General features: G+C 42.2%; 22 protein-coding genes and 1 pseudogene. 12 read left to right on the plus strand and 11 right to left on the minus strand.

Annotated features, from left to right (window positions below; genetic code table 11):
• Positions 1–32: 32 nt before the first annotated feature.
• The gene (locus tag V7K50_RS08055) at positions 33–611 is read right to left on the minus strand and encodes a Uma2 family endonuclease (RefSeq protein ID WP_334958877.1); all 579 of its coding nucleotides are present in this window, start codon (positions 609–611) and stop codon (positions 33–35) included.
• A 90-nt stretch (positions 612–701) separates the two neighbouring features.
• Here V7K50_RS08055 and bchD point away from each other — a divergent pair, with 90 nt between their 5' ends.
• Positions 702–2,738: a magnesium chelatase ATPase subunit D gene (gene bchD / locus V7K50_RS08060; protein WP_334958879.1), complete on the plus strand. Its 2,037-nt coding sequence runs from the start codon at positions 702–704 to the stop codon at positions 2,736–2,738.
• Between the two features lie 127 nt (positions 2,739–2,865).
• Here bchD and V7K50_RS08065 read toward each other — a convergent pair whose 3' ends face one another.
• The gene (locus tag V7K50_RS08065) at positions 2,866–3,651 is read right to left on the minus strand and encodes an RNA polymerase sigma factor SigF (protein WP_334958881.1); all 786 of its coding nucleotides are present in this window, start codon (positions 3,649–3,651) and stop codon (positions 2,866–2,868) included.
• Positions 3,652–3,983: 332 nt separating this feature from the next.
• On the opposite strand from V7K50_RS08065, the gene V7K50_RS08070 reads away from it, so the two are divergent.
• From V7K50_RS08070 to V7K50_RS08110, 9 genes and pseudogenes are all read left to right on the plus strand, one after another.
• Entirely contained in the window at positions 3,984–4,712 is a 729-nt protein-coding gene (locus V7K50_RS08070; protein WP_334958883.1) for a Bax inhibitor-1/YccA family protein, read from the plus strand.
• 130 nt (positions 4,713–4,842) lie between these two features.
• Positions 4,843–5,998, plus strand: a pseudogene (locus V7K50_RS08075) (PCRF domain-containing protein).
• Between the two features lie 116 nt (positions 5,999–6,114).
• Positions 6,115–7,237 (plus strand): peptide chain release factor 2 gene (prfB, locus tag V7K50_RS08080; RefSeq protein ID WP_334958885.1). Its coding sequence is split into 2 segments (ribosomal slippage): positions 6,115–6,186 and positions 6,188–7,237, totalling 1,122 coding nucleotides; the frame shifts between segments, so codons are not numbered across the junction.
• 286 nt (positions 7,238–7,523) lie between these two features.
• Positions 7,524–7,679, plus strand: a complete 156-nt coding sequence (locus V7K50_RS08085; RefSeq protein ID WP_012408076.1) for a DUF3285 domain-containing protein — start codon at positions 7,524–7,526, stop codon at positions 7,677–7,679.
• Between the two features lie 39 nt (positions 7,680–7,718).
• Positions 7,719–8,246 (plus strand): rRNA maturation RNase YbeY, encoded by a 528-nt coding sequence (ybeY, locus tag V7K50_RS08090; RefSeq protein WP_334959072.1) that lies wholly within the window; start codon positions 7,719–7,721, stop codon positions 8,244–8,246.
• Positions 8,247–8,383: 137 nt separating this feature from the next.
• Positions 8,384–8,839 (plus strand): diacylglycerol kinase family protein, encoded by a 456-nt coding sequence (locus V7K50_RS08095; protein ID WP_334958887.1) that lies wholly within the window; start codon positions 8,384–8,386, stop codon positions 8,837–8,839.
• A gap of 107 nt (positions 8,840–8,946) precedes the next feature.
• On the plus strand, positions 8,947–9,153 hold the full coding sequence (locus V7K50_RS08100; RefSeq protein ID WP_334958889.1) for a hypothetical protein: 207 nt from the start codon (positions 8,947–8,949) through the stop codon (positions 9,151–9,153).
• Between the two features lie 57 nt (positions 9,154–9,210).
• Positions 9,211–9,810, plus strand: a complete 600-nt coding sequence (locus V7K50_RS08105; protein WP_334958891.1) for an anthranilate synthase component II — start codon at positions 9,211–9,213, stop codon at positions 9,808–9,810.
• 3 nt (positions 9,811–9,813) lie between these two features.
• Positions 9,814–10,581, plus strand: a complete 768-nt coding sequence (locus V7K50_RS08110) for an MBL fold metallo-hydrolase (protein ID WP_334958893.1) — start codon at positions 9,814–9,816, stop codon at positions 10,579–10,581.
• A 249-nt stretch (positions 10,582–10,830) separates the two neighbouring features.
• Here V7K50_RS08110 and V7K50_RS08115 read toward each other — a convergent pair whose 3' ends face one another.
• Complete coding sequence (locus V7K50_RS08115; protein WP_334958895.1) at positions 10,831–12,072, minus strand: FG-GAP repeat domain-containing protein; 1,242 nt, start codon at positions 12,070–12,072, stop codon at positions 10,831–10,833.
• A gap of 543 nt (positions 12,073–12,615) precedes the next feature.
• Here V7K50_RS08115 and V7K50_RS08120 point away from each other — a divergent pair.
• Complete coding sequence (locus V7K50_RS08120; protein WP_334958897.1) at positions 12,616–13,926, plus strand: aminopeptidase P N-terminal domain-containing protein; 1,311 nt, start codon at positions 12,616–12,618, stop codon at positions 13,924–13,926.
• Between the two features lie 373 nt (positions 13,927–14,299).
• Here V7K50_RS08120 and V7K50_RS08125 read toward each other — a convergent pair whose 3' ends face one another.
• On the minus strand, positions 14,300–15,490 hold the full coding sequence (locus tag V7K50_RS08125; protein WP_334958899.1) for a sensor histidine kinase: 1,191 nt from the start codon (positions 15,488–15,490) through the stop codon (positions 14,300–14,302).
• Between the two features lie 679 nt (positions 15,491–16,169).
• Here V7K50_RS08125 and V7K50_RS08130 point away from each other — a divergent pair.
• On the plus strand, positions 16,170–17,126 hold the full coding sequence (locus tag V7K50_RS08130; RefSeq protein ID WP_334958901.1) for a hypothetical protein: 957 nt from the start codon (positions 16,170–16,172) through the stop codon (positions 17,124–17,126).
• A 204-nt stretch (positions 17,127–17,330) separates the two neighbouring features.
• Here the strand turns inward: V7K50_RS08130 and V7K50_RS08135 are convergent, their stop codons facing one another.
• The 7 genes from V7K50_RS08135 to rpsP all read right to left on the minus strand — a co-directional run bounded on the left by V7K50_RS08135 (position 17,331) and on the right by rpsP (position 23,143).
• On the minus strand, positions 17,331–19,151 hold the full coding sequence (locus tag V7K50_RS08135; protein WP_334958903.1) for an ABC transporter ATP-binding protein: 1,821 nt from the start codon (positions 19,149–19,151) through the stop codon (positions 17,331–17,333).
• 111 nt (positions 19,152–19,262) lie between these two features.
• Positions 19,263–20,039, minus strand: a complete 777-nt coding sequence (locus V7K50_RS08140; RefSeq protein ID WP_334958905.1) for a DUF6816 family protein — start codon at positions 20,037–20,039, stop codon at positions 19,263–19,265.
• Positions 20,040–20,156: 117 nt separating this feature from the next.
• Positions 20,157–20,381 (minus strand): prevent-host-death protein, encoded by a 225-nt coding sequence (locus tag V7K50_RS08145; protein ID WP_334958907.1) that lies wholly within the window; start codon positions 20,379–20,381, stop codon positions 20,157–20,159.
• A gap of 346 nt (positions 20,382–20,727) precedes the next feature.
• A complete protein-coding gene (locus V7K50_RS08150) occupies positions 20,728–21,132 on the minus strand; it encodes a ChuX/HutX family heme-like substrate-binding protein (RefSeq protein WP_334958909.1) in 405 nt (134 codons plus the stop codon).
• A 54-nt stretch (positions 21,133–21,186) separates the two neighbouring features.
• Positions 21,187–22,140, minus strand: a complete 954-nt coding sequence (locus V7K50_RS08155; protein ID WP_334958912.1) for a PhoH family protein — start codon at positions 22,138–22,140, stop codon at positions 21,187–21,189.
• A gap of 345 nt (positions 22,141–22,485) precedes the next feature.
• Positions 22,486–22,920 carry a KH domain-containing protein gene (locus tag V7K50_RS08160; protein WP_334958914.1) on the minus strand — a complete coding sequence of 145 codons (435 nt, stop codon included), beginning with the start codon at positions 22,918–22,920 and terminating at the stop codon, positions 22,486–22,488.
• Positions 22,883–23,143, minus strand: a complete 261-nt coding sequence (gene rpsP / locus V7K50_RS08165; protein ID WP_012409382.1) for a 30S ribosomal protein S16 — start codon at positions 23,141–23,143, stop codon at positions 22,883–22,885. The genes V7K50_RS08160 and rpsP overlap by 38 nt, the downstream gene beginning before the upstream one ends.
• Positions 23,144–23,176 lie beyond the last annotated feature (33 nt).

Here is a 23,176-nt window from a genome sequence, read left to right on the forward strand (position 1 = left end):
TATGACTTAATTCTATAACAAAGTTTAAAACTTCACTTTGGCGGAAACACTCTAGCTAAATCAAGAGACAAATCAGAGAAGCAGGGAAAATTTATTACCTCATTTGACAAGACAATTCGCTTATTTGAATAACCATATCTGCCTTTGTTATCCTGATATGGTTCACTGTAAGCTTCCAAATAATTATCGAATAAATTGAATATCCAATAATCAGTAATACCCGCTTGAGCATAGAGAGTGATTTTCACATCTTGGTCATAAGCTAAAGAAGAATCTGAAACCTCCATCACCAATAACACATCAGTCGGTTTAGGGTGAGACGATAGATAATTATCATCTCGGTTTTGAACAATCGCAAAATCCGGTTCAGGTTCGCTCTTAGGTGGCAAAGTAATCGGGGCTTGAGATTGCAAAGTTGCCCTATCTCCTACAATTTTTGGGAGTTGCTTCCAGAAATTCCTTAAACAAGTTTCATGAGCTTTACCTTTGGATGCCATTTCAATAATTTCCCCGTTGATTAATTCAATGTGGTCATCTTCATGGAAAAAGCCTAATTCTCCAAGCCTGTGGTATTCATCTAGTGTGAAGCGTTTAGCCTGAGCAATACTCATAACCTTACCTTTCTCTCATTGCCATAATACTTATTCTAAAGGTGTCAGAAATTGGTATGCTAAAGGCCAAGACTCGCTATATTGCAAATAATGCCTGCGCCTACTATCAATCCCACCATCACTGCCTTTCCCTTGAGTGCCGTAGTCGGTCAAGAAGCAATAAAATTAGCCTTGCTGTTAGCCGCAGTTGATCCTGGTTTGGGAGGAGTGGCGATCGCAGGTCGTCGCGGTACGGCAAAATCTGTGATGGCTCGTGCTATCCATGCTCTACTACCGCCCATTGAAGTTGTCAAAGGTTCAATCAGTAATTGCGACCCCAACCACCCAGAAGAATGGGATGATGAACTTTTGGCGGAGTACGCAGACAAAGACATTCAAGATGTTCCCGTCGAAATTATCCCCGCGCCTTTTTTGCAAATTCCTCTAGGTATTACAGAAGACCGACTCCTCGGTTCAGTGGATGTGGAAAAGTCGGTAAAACAAGGTGATACCATTTTTCAGCCCGGTTTACTCGCTACAGCAAACCGAGGTGTACTGTACGTAGATGAAATTAATTTATTAGATGACCAAATATCAAATCAGCTTCTAACAGTATTATCTGAGGGACGCAACCAGATTGAACGGGAAGGAATTAGTTTTCAGCATCCGTGTAAATCTTTATTTATTGCCACCTACAACCCAGAAGAAGGCGGATTACGAGAGCATTTACTAGATAGAATTGCGATCGCCCTCTCTGCTGACGGTGTACTCGGCTTAGATCAAAGAGTAGAAGCAGTTGAGGTGGCTATCGCCTATTCCAAATCTCCCCAAGATTTTCTCAAGCAGTACAACGAAGATTTAGACTCACTCAAAACCCAAATCATCTTGGCGCGGGAATGGTTGAAAGAAGTAATCATCACCCATGAACAAATTGCCTACTTAGTAGATGAGGCCATTCGCGGCGGAGTTCAGGGACATCGCGCCGAGTTATTCGCCACGCGGGTTGCCAAAGCTGCGGCGGCTTTGGAGGGACGAACAACAGTTAATGCCGAAGATTTGCGCCGTGCGGTGGAATTGGTGATTGTACCACGCGCCACAGTTGTGCAGACACCACCACCCGATCAAGCACCACCACCGCCTCCACCCCCACCACAACAGAATCAAGAAGAACCCCAGGACGAATCGGAGGAGGAAGAAGAGGAAGAACAGGAAGAAAAAGAAGAAAATCAAGAACAAGAACCCCCTAGCATCCCGGAAGAATTCATTTTTGATCCAGAAGGGGTAATTCTGGATGACAACGTGCTTTACTTTACTCAAATGGCGAAGCGGCAAGGTAAATCTGGTAGTCGCAGTGTCATATTTTCCGATGACAGGGGACGTTACATTAAGCCAATGTTGCCCAAGGGGAAAGCGCGACGCATTGCAGTAGATGCTACCTTGAGAGCTGCGGCTCCTTATCAAAAATCACGAAGAGAAAGACACCCAGATAGAAAAGTTATTGTTGAACAAGCTGATATTCGCTCGAAACGCCTGGTACGCAAAGCCGGGGCGTTGGTAGTATTTGTAGTAGATGCTTCTGGCTCAATGGCCCTGAATCGAATGCAATCGGCTAAAGGTGCGGTAATGCAACTGTTGACAGAAGCTTATCAAAACCGCGACCAAATAGCATTAATTCCCTTCCGGGGAGAACAAGCAGAGGTATTATTGCCTCCAACACGTTCTATTGCTTTAGCGCGTAACCGCTTAGAAAGATTGCCCTGTGGTGGGGGTTCGCCCTTAGCGCATGGTTTAACTCAAGCTGTGCGCGTCGGCTTAAATGCCCAGATGAGTGGAGATATTGGGCAAGTTGTCCTTGTGGCAATCACCGATGGACGGGGTAATATTCCCTTAGCGCGTTCTTTGGGTGAACAGCTAGAACCAGGAGAAAAGCCAGATATCAAAGGAGAATTATTAGAAATTGCTGCCAGAATCCGGGCTTTAGGAATGCAACTATTAGTAATTGATACGGAAAGTAAATTTGTGTCTACAGGCTTTGCCAAAGAATTATCGCAAACAGCAGGAGGTAAATATTATCATTTGCCAAAAGCGACAGATCAAGCTATTGCTGCCATGACCAAAGGTGCGATCGCTGATTTAAAATCTAGATAATTAGTCATTTGTCACTTGTACTGAGTTTACGGTGAGCGCAGTCGAACTGCGGAGTCGTTGGCGCAGCCTCTCGTAGAGAAGTATTTGTCAGTTGCTTTTCTACTAACCACTGACCATTGACTAATGACTACGATCCCGTGGGCATTACCTGTGGTTGCAAATAGCAAATCAAATCTTGAATTCCCTTTTGCAGGTAGCGCGTTACTGTCATTGGACTTGTGCCAATATTTTTAGCTGCGTCCTTGCGAGAAAGTTCCTTCAAAAATACCATTTCAACTGCCATACGGGGCTTTTCTTCCAACATATTTATCGCGCCTTGGAGTTGTTGGCGTTCTTCTTCTTGTTGCAGAAGCACATGAGAACGAGGACAAGGAAGTGCCTCACCCAAGGTTATTTGACAATCAACATAGTTAACTGCGGTTGCATCTAAACTCAAAGGCATCCGATTTTGAGCAGCTAACTTGGTTTCTTGCCATTCTTGCACAGATACCTGAAGTTGGCTGGCAATTTCAGCATCCTTGGGCGGGCGACCTAAAGACATTGACAAGTCCTTGCGAATCTTTTGGCCTTCATTGTATAATTCTTGCCAACGACGGGGAATTTTTAATAGAGTACTGCGATCGCGCAAAAAGTGCAGCATCTCGCCGCGAATATATGGCACTGCAAAGGAACTAAAAGCATATCCTTGGCTAGGGTCGAAGCGCTCAATTGCCCTAATCAAGCCAAAATAACCGATTTGTTCTAAATCTTCATAAGGTTCATTGCATTGATGGCTAAATTTATGAGCCATCTTCCGCACTAAGCCAGTATGCAACTGTACAAGTTTATTACGAAGTTTAATAGAAGGATTCTGGTGGTACAAGTGTAATAATTCTATACCATCAGATCGTAAATAGGATTCACTTGTTGCCATATACATTCCTTTGTTGTAACTCCTACTTCCTAAGAAAATGGAGCTGCGTATATTTTCTTTTAAGCTGTCATTATTTTCCTTAGTCAAGGCAGAATAAGCCATCGTCGTTTCACTGAACTTATGAGGGGTCTAACTCCACAATTCCGTATTTTTACGCATGATTTTGCTAACTTCTCTGTTGCAGATTATTTTTGTTTTTTAGATAAAAATTTCAACCTTTCTTAATCTTTTTTATTTAGTTGTCTTCTACCTTGCACTTCCTGGTTTCTCATCCTAAATCTTGGTAAGAATAGGAATAAGCACAATGTCTTCCTAAAAAACAGTTTTTCAATATGAGCAATACCAGTAATTTTCGTGAAGCTATCCGTGAGGCTAAATCTCACGCCCTCGTTGGCCCAAACGTAATCGCCAACGCCCTCCCCTACGTCGGTGGTGGATTGGTGCTAACGGCATTAGGAACCTATGGCGGTTTGGGAGTTATCCGTACTAACCCCGGCATATTTTTTCCCACCTTCATTGGTGCGGTGATTTTGGAGTTAATTTTGTTCTTTGTTGCCCAAAATGTTGCCCAAAAAGGTAACAAGGGATTTGCACTACCTCTGTTGGCAACCTACAGCCTCTTGTCTGGATATACTCTCAGTGGCTTGGTATTTGTCGCTTTGAGATCCCAAGGTGTTGGCATTCAAGGCATTGGGTTGGCTGCCCTTGGTTGTGGCGTTACCTTTATTTTCGCTCGTCAAATTGGGTCAAATCTTTCTGAACAAGATGGCATGGCTTTGACGAAAACCATCAATCTTGGCGTTATCGCCTTGGTGGTTGTGTGCCTTGCCCAATTCGGCTTTGCGATGTTTGGTATTTACACGCCAAATTGGTTAGAAATTGCCATCTCTGGTTTAGGTGTGTTTCTGTTTGTTGGGGTTTCTGTTGTGGATTTCTACATCTTGCCCCGCACTTACAGCGATGACCAATATCTGCCTGCTGCTTTGTCGATGTATCTCACTTATATCAACTTGTTCGTCTTTATCTTGCGGTTGCTAATTGCCATTAATGGCCGCGATTAATTGTCTGTAGACACTCACAAAAGTAACCTTTTATAAAGCAAAAACCGTGGTTGAATTTTTAGCACCCACGGTTTTTTATCGTTTTCATAGTAGAATATACAGATAAGTTCAGCCTCAAGAGAGCAAAACTATGCTAGAACTCTTAAATATCAAAATCGAAGTAGAAAGGTTATCTAATATCTTGACCAAGGCTGAGGACTGTCTTTGACCTCCAATATTTGACTGCAAGAATTCAATATTTAGATCAAGTAATTGCTCAACCTGATTTTTGGAATAATCCAACCCGTGCTTATGAAGTACTTCAAGAAATTGAATACTCCATATTCTACAAGCATCAGGAATATCAGCGCTGGTGTTCGATTCTAGAAGATATCAAAGCTGCGTTGGAATTGCTGGAATTATCAGCTGATAAGCAATTGTTGCAAGAGGCGCAAACCAACCTTACCCAACTCCAGCAAGAACTCGAAACAGTAGAAATACAACAATTACTGTCTGACCCCTGCGACCAAAAGGGGGCATTCTTGACAATTACGGCTGAGGTTGGAAGTATAAATGCCCAACACTGGGCAGCTATGTTATTACAGCTATACCATCGTTGGGCAGTAAATCATCATCATAAAGTATATCTAGTGCAAGAGTCAGCAGGTGATTTCGGAGGGTTCAAATATGCCACCCTAGAAATTATAGGGCGTTATGCTTATGGCTGACTGAAATCGGAGCAAGGAACTCATGCAAGAATAGAGCGAATTTCTCCTGTTTATGGCAATGGCAAACGGGATACTTGCGTAGCCAGTGTAGAAGTCAGCCCGATTTTAGATGACTCTATTGATTTTGATATTCCAGAGAAGGATTTGGAAATTACTTTCCTACGCTATCAGGGAAATGTCAATCGGACAGAAATATGGGTGCGGGTGTTTCACATTCCTACCGGGATTAGTGTATTTTGCGACCAACAGCGTAGTCAGATAGAAAATAAAGAGAAAGCCTTAGCTATTCTCAAGAGTAAACTGTTTGCGATGCCTACGGCTGGCTACGCCTACGCACTAGCCCAAAATGTCCAGCTTGACGAAATTCAACCCCGGCTGATAAAATCTTTATCCAACAAGCTCATCCGTGAATATATCTTGCATCCTGATACCAAGGTGAAAGATTTACGTACCAATGTCGAAACACCTGCTGCGACAGAGGTGTTGAACGGTGAAATTGATTTGTTTATCAAAGCCTATCTCCAACAGCTAAATCACACTACTTCAGTGAGTAAAGAAGCCCTTGATAATTTCAAGTAACTTTTGTAACTAGTGCAGAAAAAATTTGCCCAATTACAGCTAAAATCAAGAAACATCAGTAGAATAAAGAGCAATTTTTTAATCCAAAGCGCTGTATCTCTCATTAAACAAGCATTATGGATGTCCTAGAACTCAAACGCGAAATCGAAACGTTGTCTAGCCGCCTGGGTAAAACCCAGGACTATCTTTGACATACCTGCACTGACAGCCAAAATTCAAGACCTGGAAAAAATATCAGCACAGCCAGAATTTTGGGATAACCAAACCCAAGCCCAACAAACGCTGCAAGAACTCAACGAACTGAAAGCCCACCTCCAGCAATACGATCGCTGGCACGCCAATTTAGAAGATACTAGGGCAGTTGTTGAATTATTGGAATTAGAAACGGATGAGGCACTACTCCAAGAAGCCGAATCTACCATCACCAAACTGAATCGTGACCTTGACCAGTGGGAGTTACAACAGTTACTTTCTGGCCCCTATGATGCTGAAGGTGCTGTATTGACAATTAGTGCTGGCGCTGGTGGCACAGATGCTCAAGACTGGGCATTTATGCTGATGCGGATGTACACGCGTTGGGGCGAAGCTCATGGCTATAAGGTAACTTTAGCTGAAGAGTCAGAGGGTGATGAAGCCGGAATTAAATCGGCAACCCTAGAAATTACCGGTCGCTATGCTTATGGTTACTTGCGTTCGGAGATGGGTACACATCGCTTAGTGCGGATTTCCCCTTTTAATGCTAACGGAAAGCGACAAACCAGTTTTGCTGGGGTGGAAGTGATGCCACAGATTGATAACTCTGTACAATTGGATATTCCAGACAAAGATTTGGATATCACCACAACCCGCTCTGGTGGTAAAGGTGGGCAAAATGTCAACAAAGTAGAAACGGCGGTACGGATTGTTCACATTCCTACGGGTCTAGCTGTGCGCTGTACAGAAGAGCGATCGCAGCTGCAAAATAAAGAAAAAGCCCTAAATCGCCTCAAAGCAAAGCTGTTGGTCATCGCCAAGGAGCAACGTGCCCAAGAAATCGCCGAAATTCGTGGCGATATGGTGGAAGCCTCCTGGGGAAACCAAATCCGTAACTATGTGTTTCACCCTTACCAAATGGTGAAAGATTTGCGTACAAATACAGAAACAACAGCGATTGGCGATGTGATGAATGGCGAATTTGATACATTCATCCAAGCTTATCTGCGCCAAGAAAATAAACTGGTAGAAAATACTCCAGCATAATTTGCGATTATTTACAAGTGCTAAGTAATTATTTTTAACATTACTTAGCACTTGTTATTTGTTTTTGAGGATTTTAAGATTGGCGCGACGCCGAATAGCCCGCACTTCTCTACGAAACGCTGCGCGAACGGCTACGCTCAACACAGGCTCAGTGACCGTCGTAGACATCCCATAGCACCCCATCTCATTGGTGCCTTTAAAAAAATCCCTTGTTAATATACAGGCGATCGCAATTCTATCCCAGACCAACTGTTACAGTTATAAAAGAGTCTGTAGACAAATAACTATGAGCAACTCTCCTTCAACAGAACCTCAACCTAGCTACGTAAAGCTTGCCATGCGAAACATGGTGCGGAAGGGTGCAACTTCCCTGAAGCACTTTGCGTTGACTGCGGTAGGGCTTTTAGCTCTCCTTGTTGGTCTTGCTTACCTAACTCACTAAAGACAAACCATAAACCTCAGACAAGGAGACTGCGTGCCCCTGAGCGTTGAACTATATGTGGAAGATTCTTTTTACGATTTGTCCCCGACAACATCTGTAAAGATTCAGGACACTTATGCCCGAATTACTCCTGAAACTTGGGAAAACTGGTTTAATCAATGGTTAGAAATACTTCACCCTCAGATTCCGCCAGCGCCAAGTTATGAAATCGGGCTGCGTTTGACAGATGACTCACAAATTCAAGAACTGAATGCCCAGTATCGTCAACAAAATCAGCCGACAGACGTTTTAGCCTTTGCTGCTTTGGAGGTGGACTTCCCGCAAACCGAAGAAATGCTTGCTTCTGTACCATTATATCTAGGTGATATTATTGTGTCTGTAAATACAGCACAACGTCAAGCTCAACAACAAGAACACAGTTTACCAACTGAGCTAGCCTGGTTAGCTGCTCACGGTTTATTGCACCTCTTGGGCTGGGATCATCCTGATGAAGAAAGTTTAGAGCGAATGTTAGAACAGCAAGTAAAATTGCTGAATACAATAGGTATTGCTATTGACATAGAATAGCAGTAGCTTGTGTATCCCTTAGTGTTGGGGTAATACTTTTATAATATTCGCGTGGAAAATTGCCTCATAGTTAATTCTGCCATTAAGATTGGCGAATATTCCCACTGTAGCAACTCTGTTTTTGTATTTTTAAGTCTATGTCCCCAAAAGTTTCTCCATCACCAACGCCCACCTCGTTACAAACACTGGTGTCTAACGAACGGGAATTTTCCTGGAAAGTAGCCTCTAATTTATTTGTTAGTTTTAAGTATGCCTGGGCTGGAATCAGCTATAGTTTTCAAACTCAACGTAATTTTCGCATCCATATAAGTGTTTGTGCAATGGCGATCGCATTAAGCGTTTTTTTGCATCTGCAAGCGGTGGAAATCGCGGTAATTGGTATCACTAGTGGTTTAGTTTTGGCATTAGAGTTACTAAATACAGCAATCGAGTCCGTTGTGGACTTAACCGTTAAGCAGACATACCATGATTTGGCAAAAATCGCTAAAGATTGTGCGGCAGGTGCAGTACTTGTCTCTGCTTTCGTAGCGATGCTAGTAGCTGGTACCCTATTGCTCCCTCCTCTGCTAAGGTTAATTATATCGGCTTTGTAGATGTGATTTGCCTAGACATAGCCCAACCCAGGCATTGCCAAGTTACTCCTTGAGAGGATCGCCCTCTGTCCCATCCCTTTTAGAGAAGACATTATTTAAGTCATGCGATGTCTACGACGGTCACTGAGCGACTTGCCTTGAGCGTTCGCGTAGCGTCTCGTAGAGAAGTCGAAAGGAGCCGAAGTGCGGGCTATTCGCCGTCGCGCCAAGCATCCTGGCTAAAAGGTTACTTGGTAATCTTTAGTAGAGTAACCGCTTTATATTTAAGCGTTCACGTTAGCGTTATTTTTACACCTAGCGAACAAATAGCATGAGATATTTGTCTATGCTTTTTGGAACTGATAAGTGGTAAAAACCAGGAGTGATGAGCTTTGATTATAGTTATAGATAATTACGATAGCTTTACATATAACTTAGTGCAGTATCTGGGAGAATTGGCAGCAGAATTCCCAGTTGCAAATGATATTCAAGTTTTTCGTAACGACAAGATATCCATAGATGAGATTCGGGCATTAAAGCCGCAAGCCGTAGTTATTTCTCCTGGGCCAGGTCGCCCGGAAGATGCTGGAATTTCCTTAGAATTGATTGAACAGCTAGGACAAGAGTTACCAATTTTGGGCGTCTGTTTGGGACATCAAAGTATTGGTCAAGTATTCGGTGGTAAAATAATTCCGGCTCCAGAGTTGATGCATGGCAAAACCTCTCAGGTGTCTCACAGTGGGGTGGGGGTTTTTCGGGGATTAGAAAATCCTCTAATCGCTACCAGGTATCATAGTTTGGTAATCGAACGTGAGACTTGCCCAGATGTGTTAGAAATCACCGCTTGGGTTGAAGATAACACTATTATGGGAGTGCGACACCGGAACTATCCTCATATTCAGGGCGTCCAGTTTCACCCAGAAAGTGTGCTGACATCTTCAGGAAAACAGTTGCTGCGAAATTTTCTGGAACAGTTACAGTCGAGAACATAATTAATGAAACGAAGACAGTTGATGGGCTATGCTGGGGCGGGGTTGGTCACAGCTTTGCTTACTAACTTGGGTTCTGAATCTCAAGCTGACGCACAATCTAGCGGTTTATCAGTTCAGTGGTTGGGTCATACTTGCTTTCTTTTTACTGGTGGCGGTGCGAAAATCCTCGTCAATCCATTTCGGACAGCCGGCTGTACTGCTGGGTATCGTCCACCAAAAGTTGCAGTAGATTTAGTACTGATTAGCAGCCAACTACTGGATGAAGGTGCTGTGGACATACTACCGGGAAATCCAAAACTCATCTACGAACCAGGAGTTTACGAGTTTAAAGGGATTAAGTTCCAAGGAATTGCCATAGACCACGATCGCAAAGGTGGTAGACAGTTTGGCTCAAATACTGCTTGGAGTTGGAAGCAAGGCGGAATTAATATCTTACACTTAGGGGGAGCGGCCGCACCCATTTCCATTGAGCAAAAAATCTTGATGGGTCGTCCCGATGTCGCATTCATTCCAGTGGGAGGCAGTGCAAAAGCCTACAATGCTCAAGAAGCAAAGCAGGCTATTCAAGTGTTAAATCCCAAGTTGGTGATTCCGACCCATTACCGCACACAAGCTGCTGATGCCGCTAAGTGCGATATTTCGCCACTAGATGATTTTCTCACCTTGATGAAAGGTATGACAGTCCGGCGTAGCAATGGAGATAGTATTTCCATTAGCCCTAAAGATTTGCCGGAAAGTAGCGTGATTCAGGTTTTGAGTTACAAGTTTTGAGAAGTACGGGATCAGGGAGAAATCAATTCAAAATTCAAAATTCAAGAATTTATTTCTACCTCCTGCCTCCTGCCTCCTCTTTCCCAATGCCCAATACTTCGGCTTACCTCGGCTCCGCCCTTCGGCTACGCTCAGGACAGGCTCGGCACAAGTCGCGGTTCCTGAGCGTAGTCGTACCACTTCGTGGAAGCAAGCTACGCGTAGCGTCTCGTAGAGAAGGGCAGTACAAGTGCCCAATGCCCCTAAATTTTAGAATGTGTACCATTCTGGAGTAAGTTTATCAGCATCGCTGATGGGATTGTCAACGGCTGTTGTGCCATCGATAGTCCAAATGGTGTCTGCACCACCTGTCTGATCGCGCCAGTAGATGTCGGTCTTACCATCGCCGTTGAAGTCGCCAAGGGATGGTGTCAAAGCTGCGTTATTAGTAGGTAGGAAAGCTTGAGTAGCAACTGTTGTGCCATCCATCAACCAAGCGGTGTTTTCGCCAGTTGTGCTATTGTGCCAGAAAATATCGGTCTTGCCATCGCCGTTGAAATCGCCAATTTTAGAAGTCCAGGCTGAGTCAAGTGTCCCCAAAGTACCCTCTGTGACTAAGATACCATTCATCGTCCAAACTTTGTTCTCACCTGTTTGAGTATTTCTCCAGAGAATGTCAGTCTTATAGTCGCCGTTGAAATCACCAAAGGTAGGAGTCCAGGCAGCATCCTGTGATTGCAGCGCCAATTCAGTCTTTTGTGTGCCATCCATAAACCAGGCGGTGTCAGCACCGGTTGTCGGATTGCGCCAGAAAATATCGCTCTTACCATTGCCATCAAAATCAACAATGCTAGGAGTTAGCGCGGGGTCTGTTTTATCTAAAACAGTTGCACTTAGAACTGTGGTGCCATCCATCTCCCAAATAGCGTTCTCACCAGTTGTAGCATTATGCCAGAAGATATCGGTTTTGCGATCGCCATTGAAATCGCCAATTTGAGGACTCCACGCTGGGTCAACGCTGGTTAGAGAAGCAGCATTAGCAACTTTGGTCCCATCCATTAGCACAATGCTATTTTCACCGGTTGTCTTATTGCGTAATAAGAAGTCGGTTTTGCCATCACCATTGAAGTCAGCAATTTTGTAATCATAGGCAGTTAGGTCGAATTTACCTAGAGAACCCTGTTCCAAAACTTTTGATCCATCCATTAACCGAATGATAATCTCACCGGTTGTAGAATCGACCCAAACTTTATCCGTTTTGCCATCACCGTTAAAATCAGGAGTAATGGCCGCACTAGTTATATAAGGATTAGGATTGGGATTTGATGACGTTTTAACAGGTACGGTCACTGGTTCACTTTGTAGTGATAGTGAGGAACTACTACTTCCAAGACCCAAATTAGTATCTAAACTACTAAGAGAATTTGTCAATATTTGTGATTTGGCAAGAGAGTCTGCTGCCCATTGATTTGTATTCAAAGATAAGATTGAGGAATTTGTAGTTCCAAGCATGGTGTATTTTTATGATTGGTTGTTATATTCTTTTAACTTTTTGCGATTATCTCTTTCTGTAACGAAATAACATTTACCGGGGTTTCAATATTTCTTTATAACTATTTTTTCTTTATTAATGTCATTCTTTGAAGATAAATATCTATTTGTTATAAACGATTATGATGAAATTTTCAAGTTCTATATAAGCAATTGTAAAATATCTTTTGTGCTTGATCTATATCATTATTTTTAGATAAAAATTGATTGTTTTTATCTATTCTATTTAATATTTAAAAGGTTAACTAAAACATCCAGATATATGTAAATGTTACTCGGTTACATAAAATATTTATACTATGTAATTCTAATGTAATTACCAATAAGATCCCCGACTTCTCAAATAAGTCGGGGATCTGAGCTTTTCAAGATAATTGATTATTCGCCAATGATTTATGACTTGAGTGTAAACAAATATTGGCTAGAATAACTTAGACATGATCTGTGCATCCTCTGGTTGCCCAAAGTGTAAAATAACACAATATTTTCATAAATACATCAACTATGCAAGCAGAATATCGGCAGCGTCGCCAGCAGTTAATGGCAAAAATTGGTGATGGTACAGCCATTTTTCGCAGTGCGCCAATGGCAGTGATGCACAACGATGTCGAGTATGTTTATCGCCAAGAAAGTGATTTTTTCTACTTGACTGGTTTGAATGAACCACAGGCAGTTGCAGTGTTAGCGCCACATCATTCAGAACATCGGTTTGTGCTATTTGTCCAACCAAAGGATCGTGAAAAGGAGGTATGGACTGGTTATCTTTGTGGGGTAGATGCAGCTAAGGAAATTTATGGTGCTGATGAAGCGTACCCCATTAGCGAGTTAGATGAAAAGTTGCCGCAGTATTTGGAAAAAGCCAGTCGGATTTATTATCACTTAGGACGCGATCGCACTTTTAATGACCAAATCCTCACACATTATCAAAGTTTACTGCGGACTTATCCTAAACGTGGTACAGGTCCGATCGCTATTGAAGATACTGGCACTGTCCTCAACAGCATGAGATTGATCAAAAGTGAAGCTGAATTAGAATTGATGCGTCAAGCAGCTGCGATCGCCACGGAAGCGCACAATTACGCCCAAGAAATCGCCGCACCCGGACGTTATGAGTATGAAATACAGGCGGAGATGGAACGGATCTTCCGAGTCCGGGGTGGCTTAGGACCAGCTTATCCTTCCATTGTGGCTTCCGGTGTGAATGCTTGCGTACTGCATTACATTGAAAATAATCGTCAAATGCAGGATGGAGAATTACTGCTAATTGATGCCGGTTGTGCCTATGGTTATTACAACTCGGATATTACCCGGACATTTCCTGTTGGGGGTAAATTTACGCCAGAACAAAAGACGCTGTATGAAATTGTTTTAGAAGCGCAAAAACAAGCGATCGCTCAAGTGCAACCAGGTAATCCATTCAAATTAATTCATGATACAGCAGTACGCGTCCTCACGGAAGGTTTAGTCGAACTTGGTATTCTCAAAGGTGAAATTCACAAGTTAATAGAAGAAGAGAAATACAAACCATATTATATGCACCGCACCAGTCATTGGTTAGGTTTGGATGTTCATGATGTGGGAGTTTACCAGCATGGTGAAGATAAACCGCAGATTTTACAACCAGGTCAAATTTTGACAGTGGAACCAGGACTATATATTGTGCCAGATACTAAACTAGCAGAAGACCAGCCAGAGACACATCCTCGATGGGTTGGCATTGGTATTCGGATTGAGGATGATGTGTTAGTTACACCTGGGGGACATGAAGTATTAACTGCGGGGGTTCCTAAAGCAGTAGATGAAGTGGAAAGATAAAAAATGGGGATGGTAGATAGCCCCGGCGATTGGAAATCGCGGCTACACAGACTTGTGTTGAGCGGAGTCGAAATACAAAACCTGCCTCCGCAGGTTAACAAACCTTTGATTTTTTCTTAGAGGTTGTTTGAAAAGTTTTTTTGTATACGCCTAACCCTTAGAGATCCCCCTAAATCCACGCCACTGCGGTCATGGGGGAAACCCCCAAGACCGCAGTGGCTCCCCTTCAAAAGGGTGACTTTGATTCTTCCCCCTTTTTTAAGGGGGGTTAGGGGGGATCATTAAGTGCCTAAAATCACAGCCAACCACTTTTCAAGCAACCTCTTAGGTGGACTTTGTTTGTGTAGTGGCGAATTCTTGCCCAATACTTTTTTCAACTCTTCATTTCTAAGGGAAAAATGACGGTGAAAGTAGAACCAACACCTACCTGGGAGACTAGGTTAATTTGACCTTGCAATAGTTTTACCAACCGGGAGACGATCGCTAACCCCAATCCTGTACTATCGGGAAGATAGGAGCGATCGCTAGAACTGACGCGAAAGTAGGGTTCAAATATCTGGGCTTGGTTTTCTGGTGCAATGCCAATTCCAGTGTCAGAAATTGCGATCGCCCATCTTTGGTTCTCCAATACCTGACACATAATAATCACAGTCCCCGACTCTGTATAACGAATCGCATTACTAATAAGATTTGTGACAATTTGTTGCAATTGAAAAGAATCTGTGATAATTTTTTCCGGAGCGCGATCGCAATCTGATACGATTTGTAAATTTTTTCCAGCAGCTAAAGGTTCCAACATTTCACACACATTATCGATTAATTGACGCACATCGGTAGGCACTAATTGGATTTTTATCTGCCCGGCGTCATAGCGTGAAAGTTCTAGTACATTATTGATCAGATGGAGTAACTGTCTACCATTGCGTAGTACCCGCTCAATATGTTCTAAATTGGTAAAGTTGTCTTTTATCTCAGTCTTTCGTCGTTGTTGGCGTAAAAACAGATCCGAGTAGCCAATAATGGAAGTTAAAGGATGTTTCAATTCGTGGGCTAGTTGGGAAAGATGGTCTTGATTGGCGCTAATTAACCGCGTGAGTTCCTGATTATGGAGTGTTAGTGATGCTTGCAACTCTTGTGATTGGCGCAACCGTTCCTCAACATAACTCTTGAAACACCGAGCGATCGCTTCATCTACAATCGCGTCAATCAAACGCATAGAACGAATTATCTCTGATGGGATTCCACTCAATAAATCTGATTGTAGAACATCAAATATTACTGTTCGCAGCAGATGATATTCTCTAGCAATTTCTGCTGGATCAAAGCCTTGTTCGGCTCGAATCGCTCCATGCTGAAAACTGGCAGTAACTATTGACTGAATATCATTATCTTGAGATTTTGAAAGCACTGTCACCAGAGCTTTCAAAACATCGGGGATATGATTTTTGATCGCTGTATAAGATAAGTCATCAGCACTTTCAATCCGTCTATCCTTGCGAACTGCTGCAATCCAATTATTGAGGATAGTGTCCGTTTTTTCAGCCAGTAGTTGACTAAAATCCATTATGTTAAATTCAGCTAGGAGATAGATGAGTAAACTTCCATATCCAATTATTTTACCGAGTGCAGTGATTTTCTACCAAATTTAGCTATATAGTTCACCTACCAAAAGAGATAGATTTTACAGATTCTTTGGTTGCTAGATTAACTATCCGTAGATAAGAATTAAAAAGTATAATATATATCTTAAGTTTGGCTAACAAAATTTTAGCCTTTAACAGTCTTGATGCTTAATTTAAGGGACTTCCAACAAATAAATTACTCAGCAGTTCTAGAAATTTCAGGGAAAGTCCCTGAGATAATATAATCATCCAGCCATCTTCTCGATACCGAAATTGAAAAGGATACAGAGTAACTAAACTTATTGAACGCGCTTACATCCCCTTGTGGGTGTGGGTGTAAGCGCGGCTAATCAAAAAGGCGATCGCCAAAAGATATGATAATTTACTTGTCGCTTGTGCGCGTGCATAGACATTACCCTGAAAGCACAGTTTCAAGCCCAAGAATCCTCAGCTTTCAATGGGTGGGAGTGTCTAATTAACGGAGCGCCATCAAACTTCCTTGTCGAAGCGAGAAGGGAAGAGCTATATTCCTCTATATTTATGATATCATTTGGCAACTCATCTTTTTACTCGTAAAATCGAAGACAAGATCAAGGTCAGTAGAAAAGAGTCCCTAAATTAATGAGTACGTTAATCAGTCAGGGTGGAAGAGCTATCACTAAATTTCAGGTGGTAGACCGGATAAACGATATCGCTTGGCAAGCTCATCAAGGTAGCGTTGCGGCGATTATTCAGCTATTGAACGAGAAGCTAGCCAAGTCTGGTGTCAGAACTAGAGCCATTTTTTCTGATGGTGTCTTACAACTTCTGTGTGAAGCGCCTCGGGTAGAGCAACTTGAGCAATCTCCCGTGGTAGAACAAATCGAGCAAATTCTTAAGTCCATCGCCCCGCGTCACATTCGCCGAGTCAATATCAACAGTCGAATTGTTCGGGAACAACAATTACTGTGGTTAAAGGAAATAGATAGCGATCGCGATAATCAATTGCTTTGGTCACAGGAAATTACATTAATTCAGCCAAATATTATAAAGCAACTAATTAAAGACTTCACAGAAGCAAAAGCTGAACTAGGAAAACCAAGTTTCCCTAAAACTCAAGTCTCTCGTCCTTTAGTACTTATTAGCAAAGAAAAACACAAGAATAAACCTAAAAAAAAGATATTAGCAGTAGTTAGTTTATGCTCACTGTTGTTGCTTAGTTGGATTGTTTATGCCCAATTAGGTAATAAACTAAAAAATTTAATCCAACTAGAAACTTCCAAATCTTTAACTACAGAAAATACTAACGCAAAGAAAGCCCAAATAACATTCCCATCTCCTAAAAATAGCCTTTCTGAACAACCTGATGACCCATTTGCCATATCTGTGCGAATTGCAAACCAAGCTTCTGCATCTGGAAAAACAGCCACAACCTCAACTCAGTGGTTAGAGATAGCTGCTAAGTGGCAAAGGGCTTCAGATTTAATGAGTACGGTGCCACAAAACCACAACCGTTATCAGGAAGCTAAGATTCGTACCCAACTATATAAAAAATACAGTGAGGCTGCACAGCAAGAAGCCGACAAGAGTAAATCTTAAGTTTTTGTGATTGGAAAACTTCAATTACTAATTGGTATTCCAGCAGTCGGGAATGGATTATTTACTTGACTTCATACTGTTGGAGAAAATTGAAAAAAAATCGACCTCTGTCAATAAGGTCGATTGAATCCAATACCCTTGGGGTAAAGTTTAACTCTTTGTTAAAGTCAATCTAAAATTTAAAATCCAAAATGTGCATCTTCCCTAACTCAGCAGTTCTCCTGTTTCTTGCAAGGAGTGCAAGCGGCGGTAAATACCCTCGTGACGCAAGAGTTCATCGTGGCTACCCACTTCTACAATCTTGCCTTGCTCCAGAACTACAATTTTATCGGCTTCCCGTACTGTGCTTAAACGGTGGGCAATGACGATGGTGGTACAAGTACCCTGAATCGATCGCATGGCTAGCTGAATTGAGCGCTCAGACTCATAATCTAAACTAGAGGTGGCTTCGTCAAAAATCAGCACGTCTGGTTGTACTAGCAACGCCCTCGCAATTCCCAAGCGTTGTCTTTGTCCTCCAGATAGTCTGACACCTCGTTCCCCGACGACGGTGTAATAACCTTGGGGTAAGTGCTGCATTACTTCATCGACTCTAGCAATTCTACACGCTTCCTGAACCTGCTCCAAACTAGCATTTGGTCTGCCATAGGTGAGGTTATCCAATATAGTACCGTTGAAAACGTCTACTTCTTGGTGAACGATCGCTAGCCTTCGTCTATACTTACCTACATTCAAAGTGCAAATATCTTGACCATCAATCAGAATTTGACCTGATTGAGGTTCAAAATATCGCAATAGCAATTTCACTAAAGTAGACTTCCCAGAACCGGAACGCCCCACTAATGCCACTGTTTGGTATGGCTCAATCAACAAGTTGATATCTTGCAAAACTTGACGGTTGGCATCATATCCAAAACTGACGTGTGATAACTCAACTTTTCCAGTGAATTTATAAGGTGATTCTGTCTGCTTGCTCTCTTCTAAAAGACTAGCTGAATCAGGTGCTGTTGGCTCTTGGAGAAATTCGTGAAACCGCAGCATCGAAGAATAACGACGAGCAAAAACTTCTGCCAAAGTGCCAATAGGTTCTAATTCGGCATAAGCCATGCTAGAAAGAGTTAAGGTCATGATAAAATGACCAAGAGAAATTCTCCCATGTACTGTTGCTGCTAGAGTTAAACCCAGGATCGTAAACACGCAAAACTGAATTACAGTCCTTTGCCAAGTAGCCAGTTTTACATAACCTTTGTGGATGCGATAATCAACCACCATTAGTTCACGATCCAAACGTTCCTTTTGCCGTTTCAGTTCATTAGCTTCTGTAGCAAATGCTTTCACCGTTTTGATGTTAGTGATCAGTTCAGAATTGCGGCTTTCCGTATTTTCTCCATATTTATCTAGAAGAGTTTCGTGCCAAATTATCTGCTGTAAATTCTTCAAAGTAAAGCTAAGAATAACCACAAAAGAAATCAGATATAAAATCGCAATTCGCCACTCAATCACAAAGATAAAGACGAAAATTGCTAGTATACGAACTAGTCTAGGAATTAACTGTCCGGCAATTTCGGGGTATGTAAAAGTGTGATTACCAATACCTCTAGCTATTCTTCCAGCAATGCGTCCGGGGTTATTTTCATCATAAAATTCCAGTGGGAGAGTCAGAATTTTTTCTATGGCTGTTTGGGCTTTCTGCCGACGCAATCTTAAGGATATATCCCAATGAAACCAATGGGTTAACCAGGGTTGTGTTGGCGCTCTCACTACGGTTACAAGGAATATTAAACCCAGTAATACACCCAAAGATAGAGTTTTATTAACTGGATAATTGGTGATGTTAGAAAAAGTTGCGATCGCATTTTGAAGTGGTTTATCCAAAGGTTGAGCAGACAAAACGTTTAAAATCTGCCCAATCGCATAAGGAACAACCAAATCAAGAATTTCGTAAATGCTGGATGTTGTAATACTAAAGAGACTCAGCTTCCAGTCAGAGCGAAAGTAATTGACAATATCTTGAAATTTGGCCATGATGCACACCGTCCAAGAGCGCGATCGTAAACTTGGAATTTATATACTACAAGCGTACTACAAAAGAGTCAATAGCTAGATGACAAATCACTCTTTGGGAATAGTTGGCAGTTATTGAGGGACCAATTTTAGGCGATAGTGGTAGAGGGTAACTGGTCGAGAACCAGCTTTAAAGTAATCTGGCTCTTGGGGTGAAAGATAGACAGCAGTAACTTGATCTGCTTCAATCGCCGGATTAGCTGTTGGAAGTTTCTGATAAGCAGTGGTAGATTCTACAGAGTTTAAATAGGGGCGTGAACCGCCTTTAAACAGTTGTTGAAACACTTCTGTGGTGATGAACTTGCCATCAGAGGTTATTTCTGTAGCCCGTGCAGTCACAATAGAAACTAGTTGGCGACTGCTACGCAAGAACGTAATTTGACGATTAGGTGAATCTGGATCTACTTTGACTAATAACACTGCTTCATCCCCTAAATAAGCCCTTGCCAAATTCAAACTATTAAATGCTCTATCTGCTATTAAAATGGGGGATTTTTTATCTATCTTAGGTAATATATTTAACCCAGGAGTATGTGGTTGCTCTTTCACAAATCTTACTACAAAACTCACAGGCTGGTTTAACTGTCGGCGATTACCTTCAAACCCTGGCGTTACGATTTCTGGTGCTAAAGGTGCAGCTAAATCTACTAAAGTACTTGTAACTTGCCAAGTACCAGCCATCCATTCAGGGTAAACTAAATCTCCCGATGCTGGCTGCACAGAGGTTAATTTTTCCCATTGAGGAAAGTTGGTTAACCGTTCAGATAATTCTCCGGCTTCAGCTTCTCCACTCCATAGCAGGAAAAAAGCAATTAAGCAAAAACTCCAAATCGCTTTTATAAAAAACATTAGCAGTTTTATATTTAACGTTTATTATTTATTGATTAAAAATTAATCTATAATATCAACTCCGATTGATTTTAGTGAGAGCGCCTCAAGGCTGGTATCTCTAAGCTATAATCCTCTTCAGTACCAGAAATGTTGAAGTTCTTTAAAGACTTGAGCTAGAGATGTTTTCGTAGCTTTTTGTCGCCCGTTTAAAAATTCTTGAAAAAGCTCAGGATCTAGAATTGCGGCCACTAATTCCTCTTCAGTATAGAATAGCTGAGGTTCTTGACTAGTCACATTAATTATTAAGGGTAGCTGTTTTTGGGCTTCGTAAAGTGTCCATTTAATTCTAAAAATCTCCAAGATTTAGAAACATTTCTTTCTATGTTTATTAGTTGGAATTATTGTAAGCTTAATTATTCTTCTTCAAGTGATTCAATTGATTAGAATTTTTTTAGCTTGGAAATAAATGCAACCTGAGATTGCTAACCTAATTAAAACTTTGATATAATATAGCGCTTCCCATTCAGATGCGGTACAACATTATATCACGAGATGTAGGGGCACGGCACTGCCATGCCCCTACTCACGTAAACGAGAACCGCTATAAAGCCTATATTTTTTAATTTCATGACCTTGCCTTAGTTAAATAAAATAACTGGTAATTGAAAATTTAGTTTTCCACAATTACCAATTATCAATATCAAGATTAAATTTCTGCTGGTAAAGGTTTCCAAACTTCTCCATACTTCTCTTTTAGAGTCTCCCAAGCTTCCACCTGTCCGGGTTCATATTCTCCCGGTTTACCCCATTGCAAAAATAGGCTTAAAGCAGATTCTTGTTTCTCATCTAAAAACCGAATAGCATAGGTTGTAAAATTACCCCTCTTCGCTTCACCAGTTTCAAATTTCACTTGAATAATTTTATCCATATTCAAGTGAAACTCAAAGCCTTCGGTGTGCATATTCGCATACTTACCTTTAGGCAATTCTGCATAAAATAGCTTTTCTATTTTGCCCCGTGCTTCTAATACAGCAGCGCTGCTAGTAACAATTAAACGCAAAGTTCCTAGAGTCTCACAAGCTTCTAAAAATTCTTTCAAAGTAGTACTCATAAATTATTATCCTTTCTTAGTTTTTTACTAATGACTAATGACCAATGACTACTTTTACTTTTCATATTGTTCATAAGCCGCAACAATGCGCTGAACTAGAGGATGGCGCACGACATCTTTTTGGGAAAATTCGCAAAAGGCAATGCCTTCAACGTGTTTTAAAATTTGTAAAGCCACTCCTAAACCCGATTGTTGGTGAAGTGGTAAATCAGTTTGTGTCATGTCGCCTGTAATCACCATCCGCGAACGGAAACCCAAACGAGTTAAAACCATTTTCATCTGAGCGGGTGTAGTATTTTGAGCTTCATCCACAATTACAAAGGCGTTATTGAGGGTGCGTCCCCGCATATAGGCGAGTGGGGCGACTTCAATCACACCGCGTTCCATTAAACTGGGTACTTTTTCTGGGTCGATGAATTCATAAATAGCATCGTAAAGTGGGCGAAGATAGGGATTAACTTTCTGCTGTAAGTCTCCAGGCAAAAAACCGAGTTTTTCACCGGCTTCGACAGCAGGGCGAGTTAAAATTAACTTTTCAACTTGGTTCGCAAGGAGTGCTTGCACGGCGACAACAACAGCGAGATAAGTCTTGCCGGTACCAGCAGGACCAACGCCGAAGGTGAGATCGCGTTTACGGAGTGCGTCGATATATTGACGCTGACGGAAGGTTTTGGCACGGACTTCTTCACCCCGGCGACTTTTGGCGAGGACATCTCGTTGTAAATCTTGTAGTTCTCCTTGGCGATCGCTATCTATGGCTTGACGGGCTGTTAAAATATCGGCACTGGAAATAGTATGGCCTTTAATCCAGAGGTCTTCAAGCGATCGCACTAATCGAGAAGCCAGATCAATTTGCCCTTCGGTGCCAGAAATCACTAATTCCTGTCCGCGTAGGACTAAAGTAGCTCCTGTTTGCCGAGATAGGAATTTGAGATTTTCTTCTCCATCTCCCCCAAGAGCGATCGCACTGGCAACATTCGGCAGTTGAATTGTTAAGACACCTGCCATAGTATTTCTTAATTGGTGAGGATCTGTGTTTGACAAAGGTTAATGTTTTCTCGCTAAGGACGAAATTACAGTTTTATTACTGACGTTTTGGAAAAATATTTGTAACAAATTAATCGGCTGTAGGGTTGCCCTCATCCCCTAACCCCTTCTCCCAATATGGGATTCGGGGAACTGGAGAATTTGCTCCCCTCTCCCATGTTGGGAGAGGGGCTGGGGGTGAGGGCATAGCCCCTACTGGTGAATACTCCAAAAAAAGATCCAAAAATCTTTTTGCTACTTTTTCTCTTTACAAAAATTCTGAGCGGAGGTAACAACAACCGCTCAGACTTGCTCTCTAGTTTCAACCTAGCGGAGGCGCGGTTTAACAATGGGTTTAGGCCCATCATTTGCACGCGGTTCTCTCTTCGTTGGCGGTGGCGATCGCTCTTCTGTGTCTTCATCAAAAGACATACCCTCGCGGCCTGGAGTGGTGCTGCCGTAGATATCCAGGTATGCTGATTGCCCAGCTGCGGTTGCAGCTGCGGCAATTACTGTGCGAATCGCCTGAATATTGCGTCCCCCTCGACCAAACACTTTACCTTTATCTGTGCTTTCAAAGGCGATGCGAACCCAAACCCGGTTAAGGGCTTGAGAAACTTCACAATCGACGCTTAATGTCTCTGGAGATTCCAAAAACGGCTGCACTAAAAACCGAACCAGCCCATCATAGTTAGGGCTAGCTGTTGGGAGTTTTGTTCCGAAATTATGATGCGGCTGTTGCACTGACCTGCTCAAAAACATTAGCTTTTACTAGAATGCGACGAACGGTGTCAGTGGGTTGAGCGCCTTGTTGTAGTCGCTTGACGATACCGGGAACGTCTAGTCGCACTTCATCGGTTCTGGGGTTATAAAAACCCAATTCTTCTAAGGGACGGCCATCGCGGCGAGCGAGGTTGTTAATGGCGACAATGCGGTAACTTGCTTCCCGCTTTTTACCGAATCGTTTCAAGCGCAGTTTGATCATGGTTGAAGAATTATTCTCCTGTTGTTAGATATT

This window comes from Nostoc sp. (assembly GCF_036917135.1).
Classification (GTDB): domain Bacteria; phylum Cyanobacteriota; class Cyanobacteriia; order Cyanobacteriales; family Nostocaceae; genus Nostoc.

Coding starts and splice junctions, on each gene's coding strand:
- V7K50_RS08120 (WP_334958897.1), top strand. CDS start 12,616: ATGCAAGCAGAATATCGGCAGCGTCGCCAGCAGTTAATGGCAAAAATT.
- V7K50_RS08125 (WP_334958899.1), bottom strand. CDS start 15,490: ATGGATTTTAGTCAACTACTGGCTGAAAAAACGGACACTATCCTCAAT.
- V7K50_RS08135 (WP_334958903.1), bottom strand. CDS start 19,151: ATGGCCAAATTTCAAGATATTGTCAATTACTTTCGCTCTGACTGGAAG.
- V7K50_RS08130 (WP_334958901.1), top strand. CDS start 16,170: ATGAGTACGTTAATCAGTCAGGGTGGAAGAGCTATCACTAAATTTCAG.
- V7K50_RS08150 (WP_334958909.1), bottom strand. CDS start 21,132: ATGAGTACTACTTTGAAAGAATTTTTAGAAGCTTGTGAGACTCTAGGA.
- V7K50_RS08070 (WP_334958883.1), top strand. CDS start 3,984: ATGAGCAATACCAGTAATTTTCGTGAAGCTATCCGTGAGGCTAAATCT.
- bchD (WP_334958879.1), top strand. CDS start 702: ATGCCTGCGCCTACTATCAATCCCACCATCACTGCCTTTCCCTTGAGT.
- V7K50_RS08160 (WP_334958914.1), bottom strand. CDS start 22,920: ATGTTTTTGAGCAGGTCAGTGCAACAGCCGCATCATAATTTCGGAACA.
- V7K50_RS08155 (WP_334958912.1), bottom strand. CDS start 22,140: ATGGCAGGTGTCTTAACAATTCAACTGCCGAATGTTGCCAGTGCGATC.
- V7K50_RS08085 (WP_012408076.1), top strand. CDS start 7,524: ATGAGCAACTCTCCTTCAACAGAACCTCAACCTAGCTACGTAAAGCTT.
- V7K50_RS08110 (WP_334958893.1), top strand. CDS start 9,814: ATGAAACGAAGACAGTTGATGGGCTATGCTGGGGCGGGGTTGGTCACA.
- V7K50_RS08055 (WP_334958877.1), bottom strand. CDS start 611: ATGAGTATTGCTCAGGCTAAACGCTTCACACTAGATGAATACCACAGG.
- V7K50_RS08095 (WP_334958887.1), top strand. CDS start 8,384: ATGTCCCCAAAAGTTTCTCCATCACCAACGCCCACCTCGTTACAAACA.
- V7K50_RS08100 (WP_334958889.1), top strand. CDS start 8,947: ATGTCTACGACGGTCACTGAGCGACTTGCCTTGAGCGTTCGCGTAGCG.
- V7K50_RS08065 (WP_334958881.1), bottom strand. CDS start 3,651: ATGGCAACAAGTGAATCCTATTTACGATCTGATGGTATAGAATTATTA.
- V7K50_RS08115 (WP_334958895.1), bottom strand. CDS start 12,072: ATGCTTGGAACTACAAATTCCTCAATCTTATCTTTGAATACAAATCAA.
- rpsP (WP_012409382.1), bottom strand. CDS start 23,143: ATGATCAAACTGCGCTTGAAACGATTCGGTAAAAAGCGGGAAGCAAGT.
- V7K50_RS08140 (WP_334958905.1), bottom strand. CDS start 20,039: ATGTTTTTTATAAAAGCGATTTGGAGTTTTTGCTTAATTGCTTTTTTC.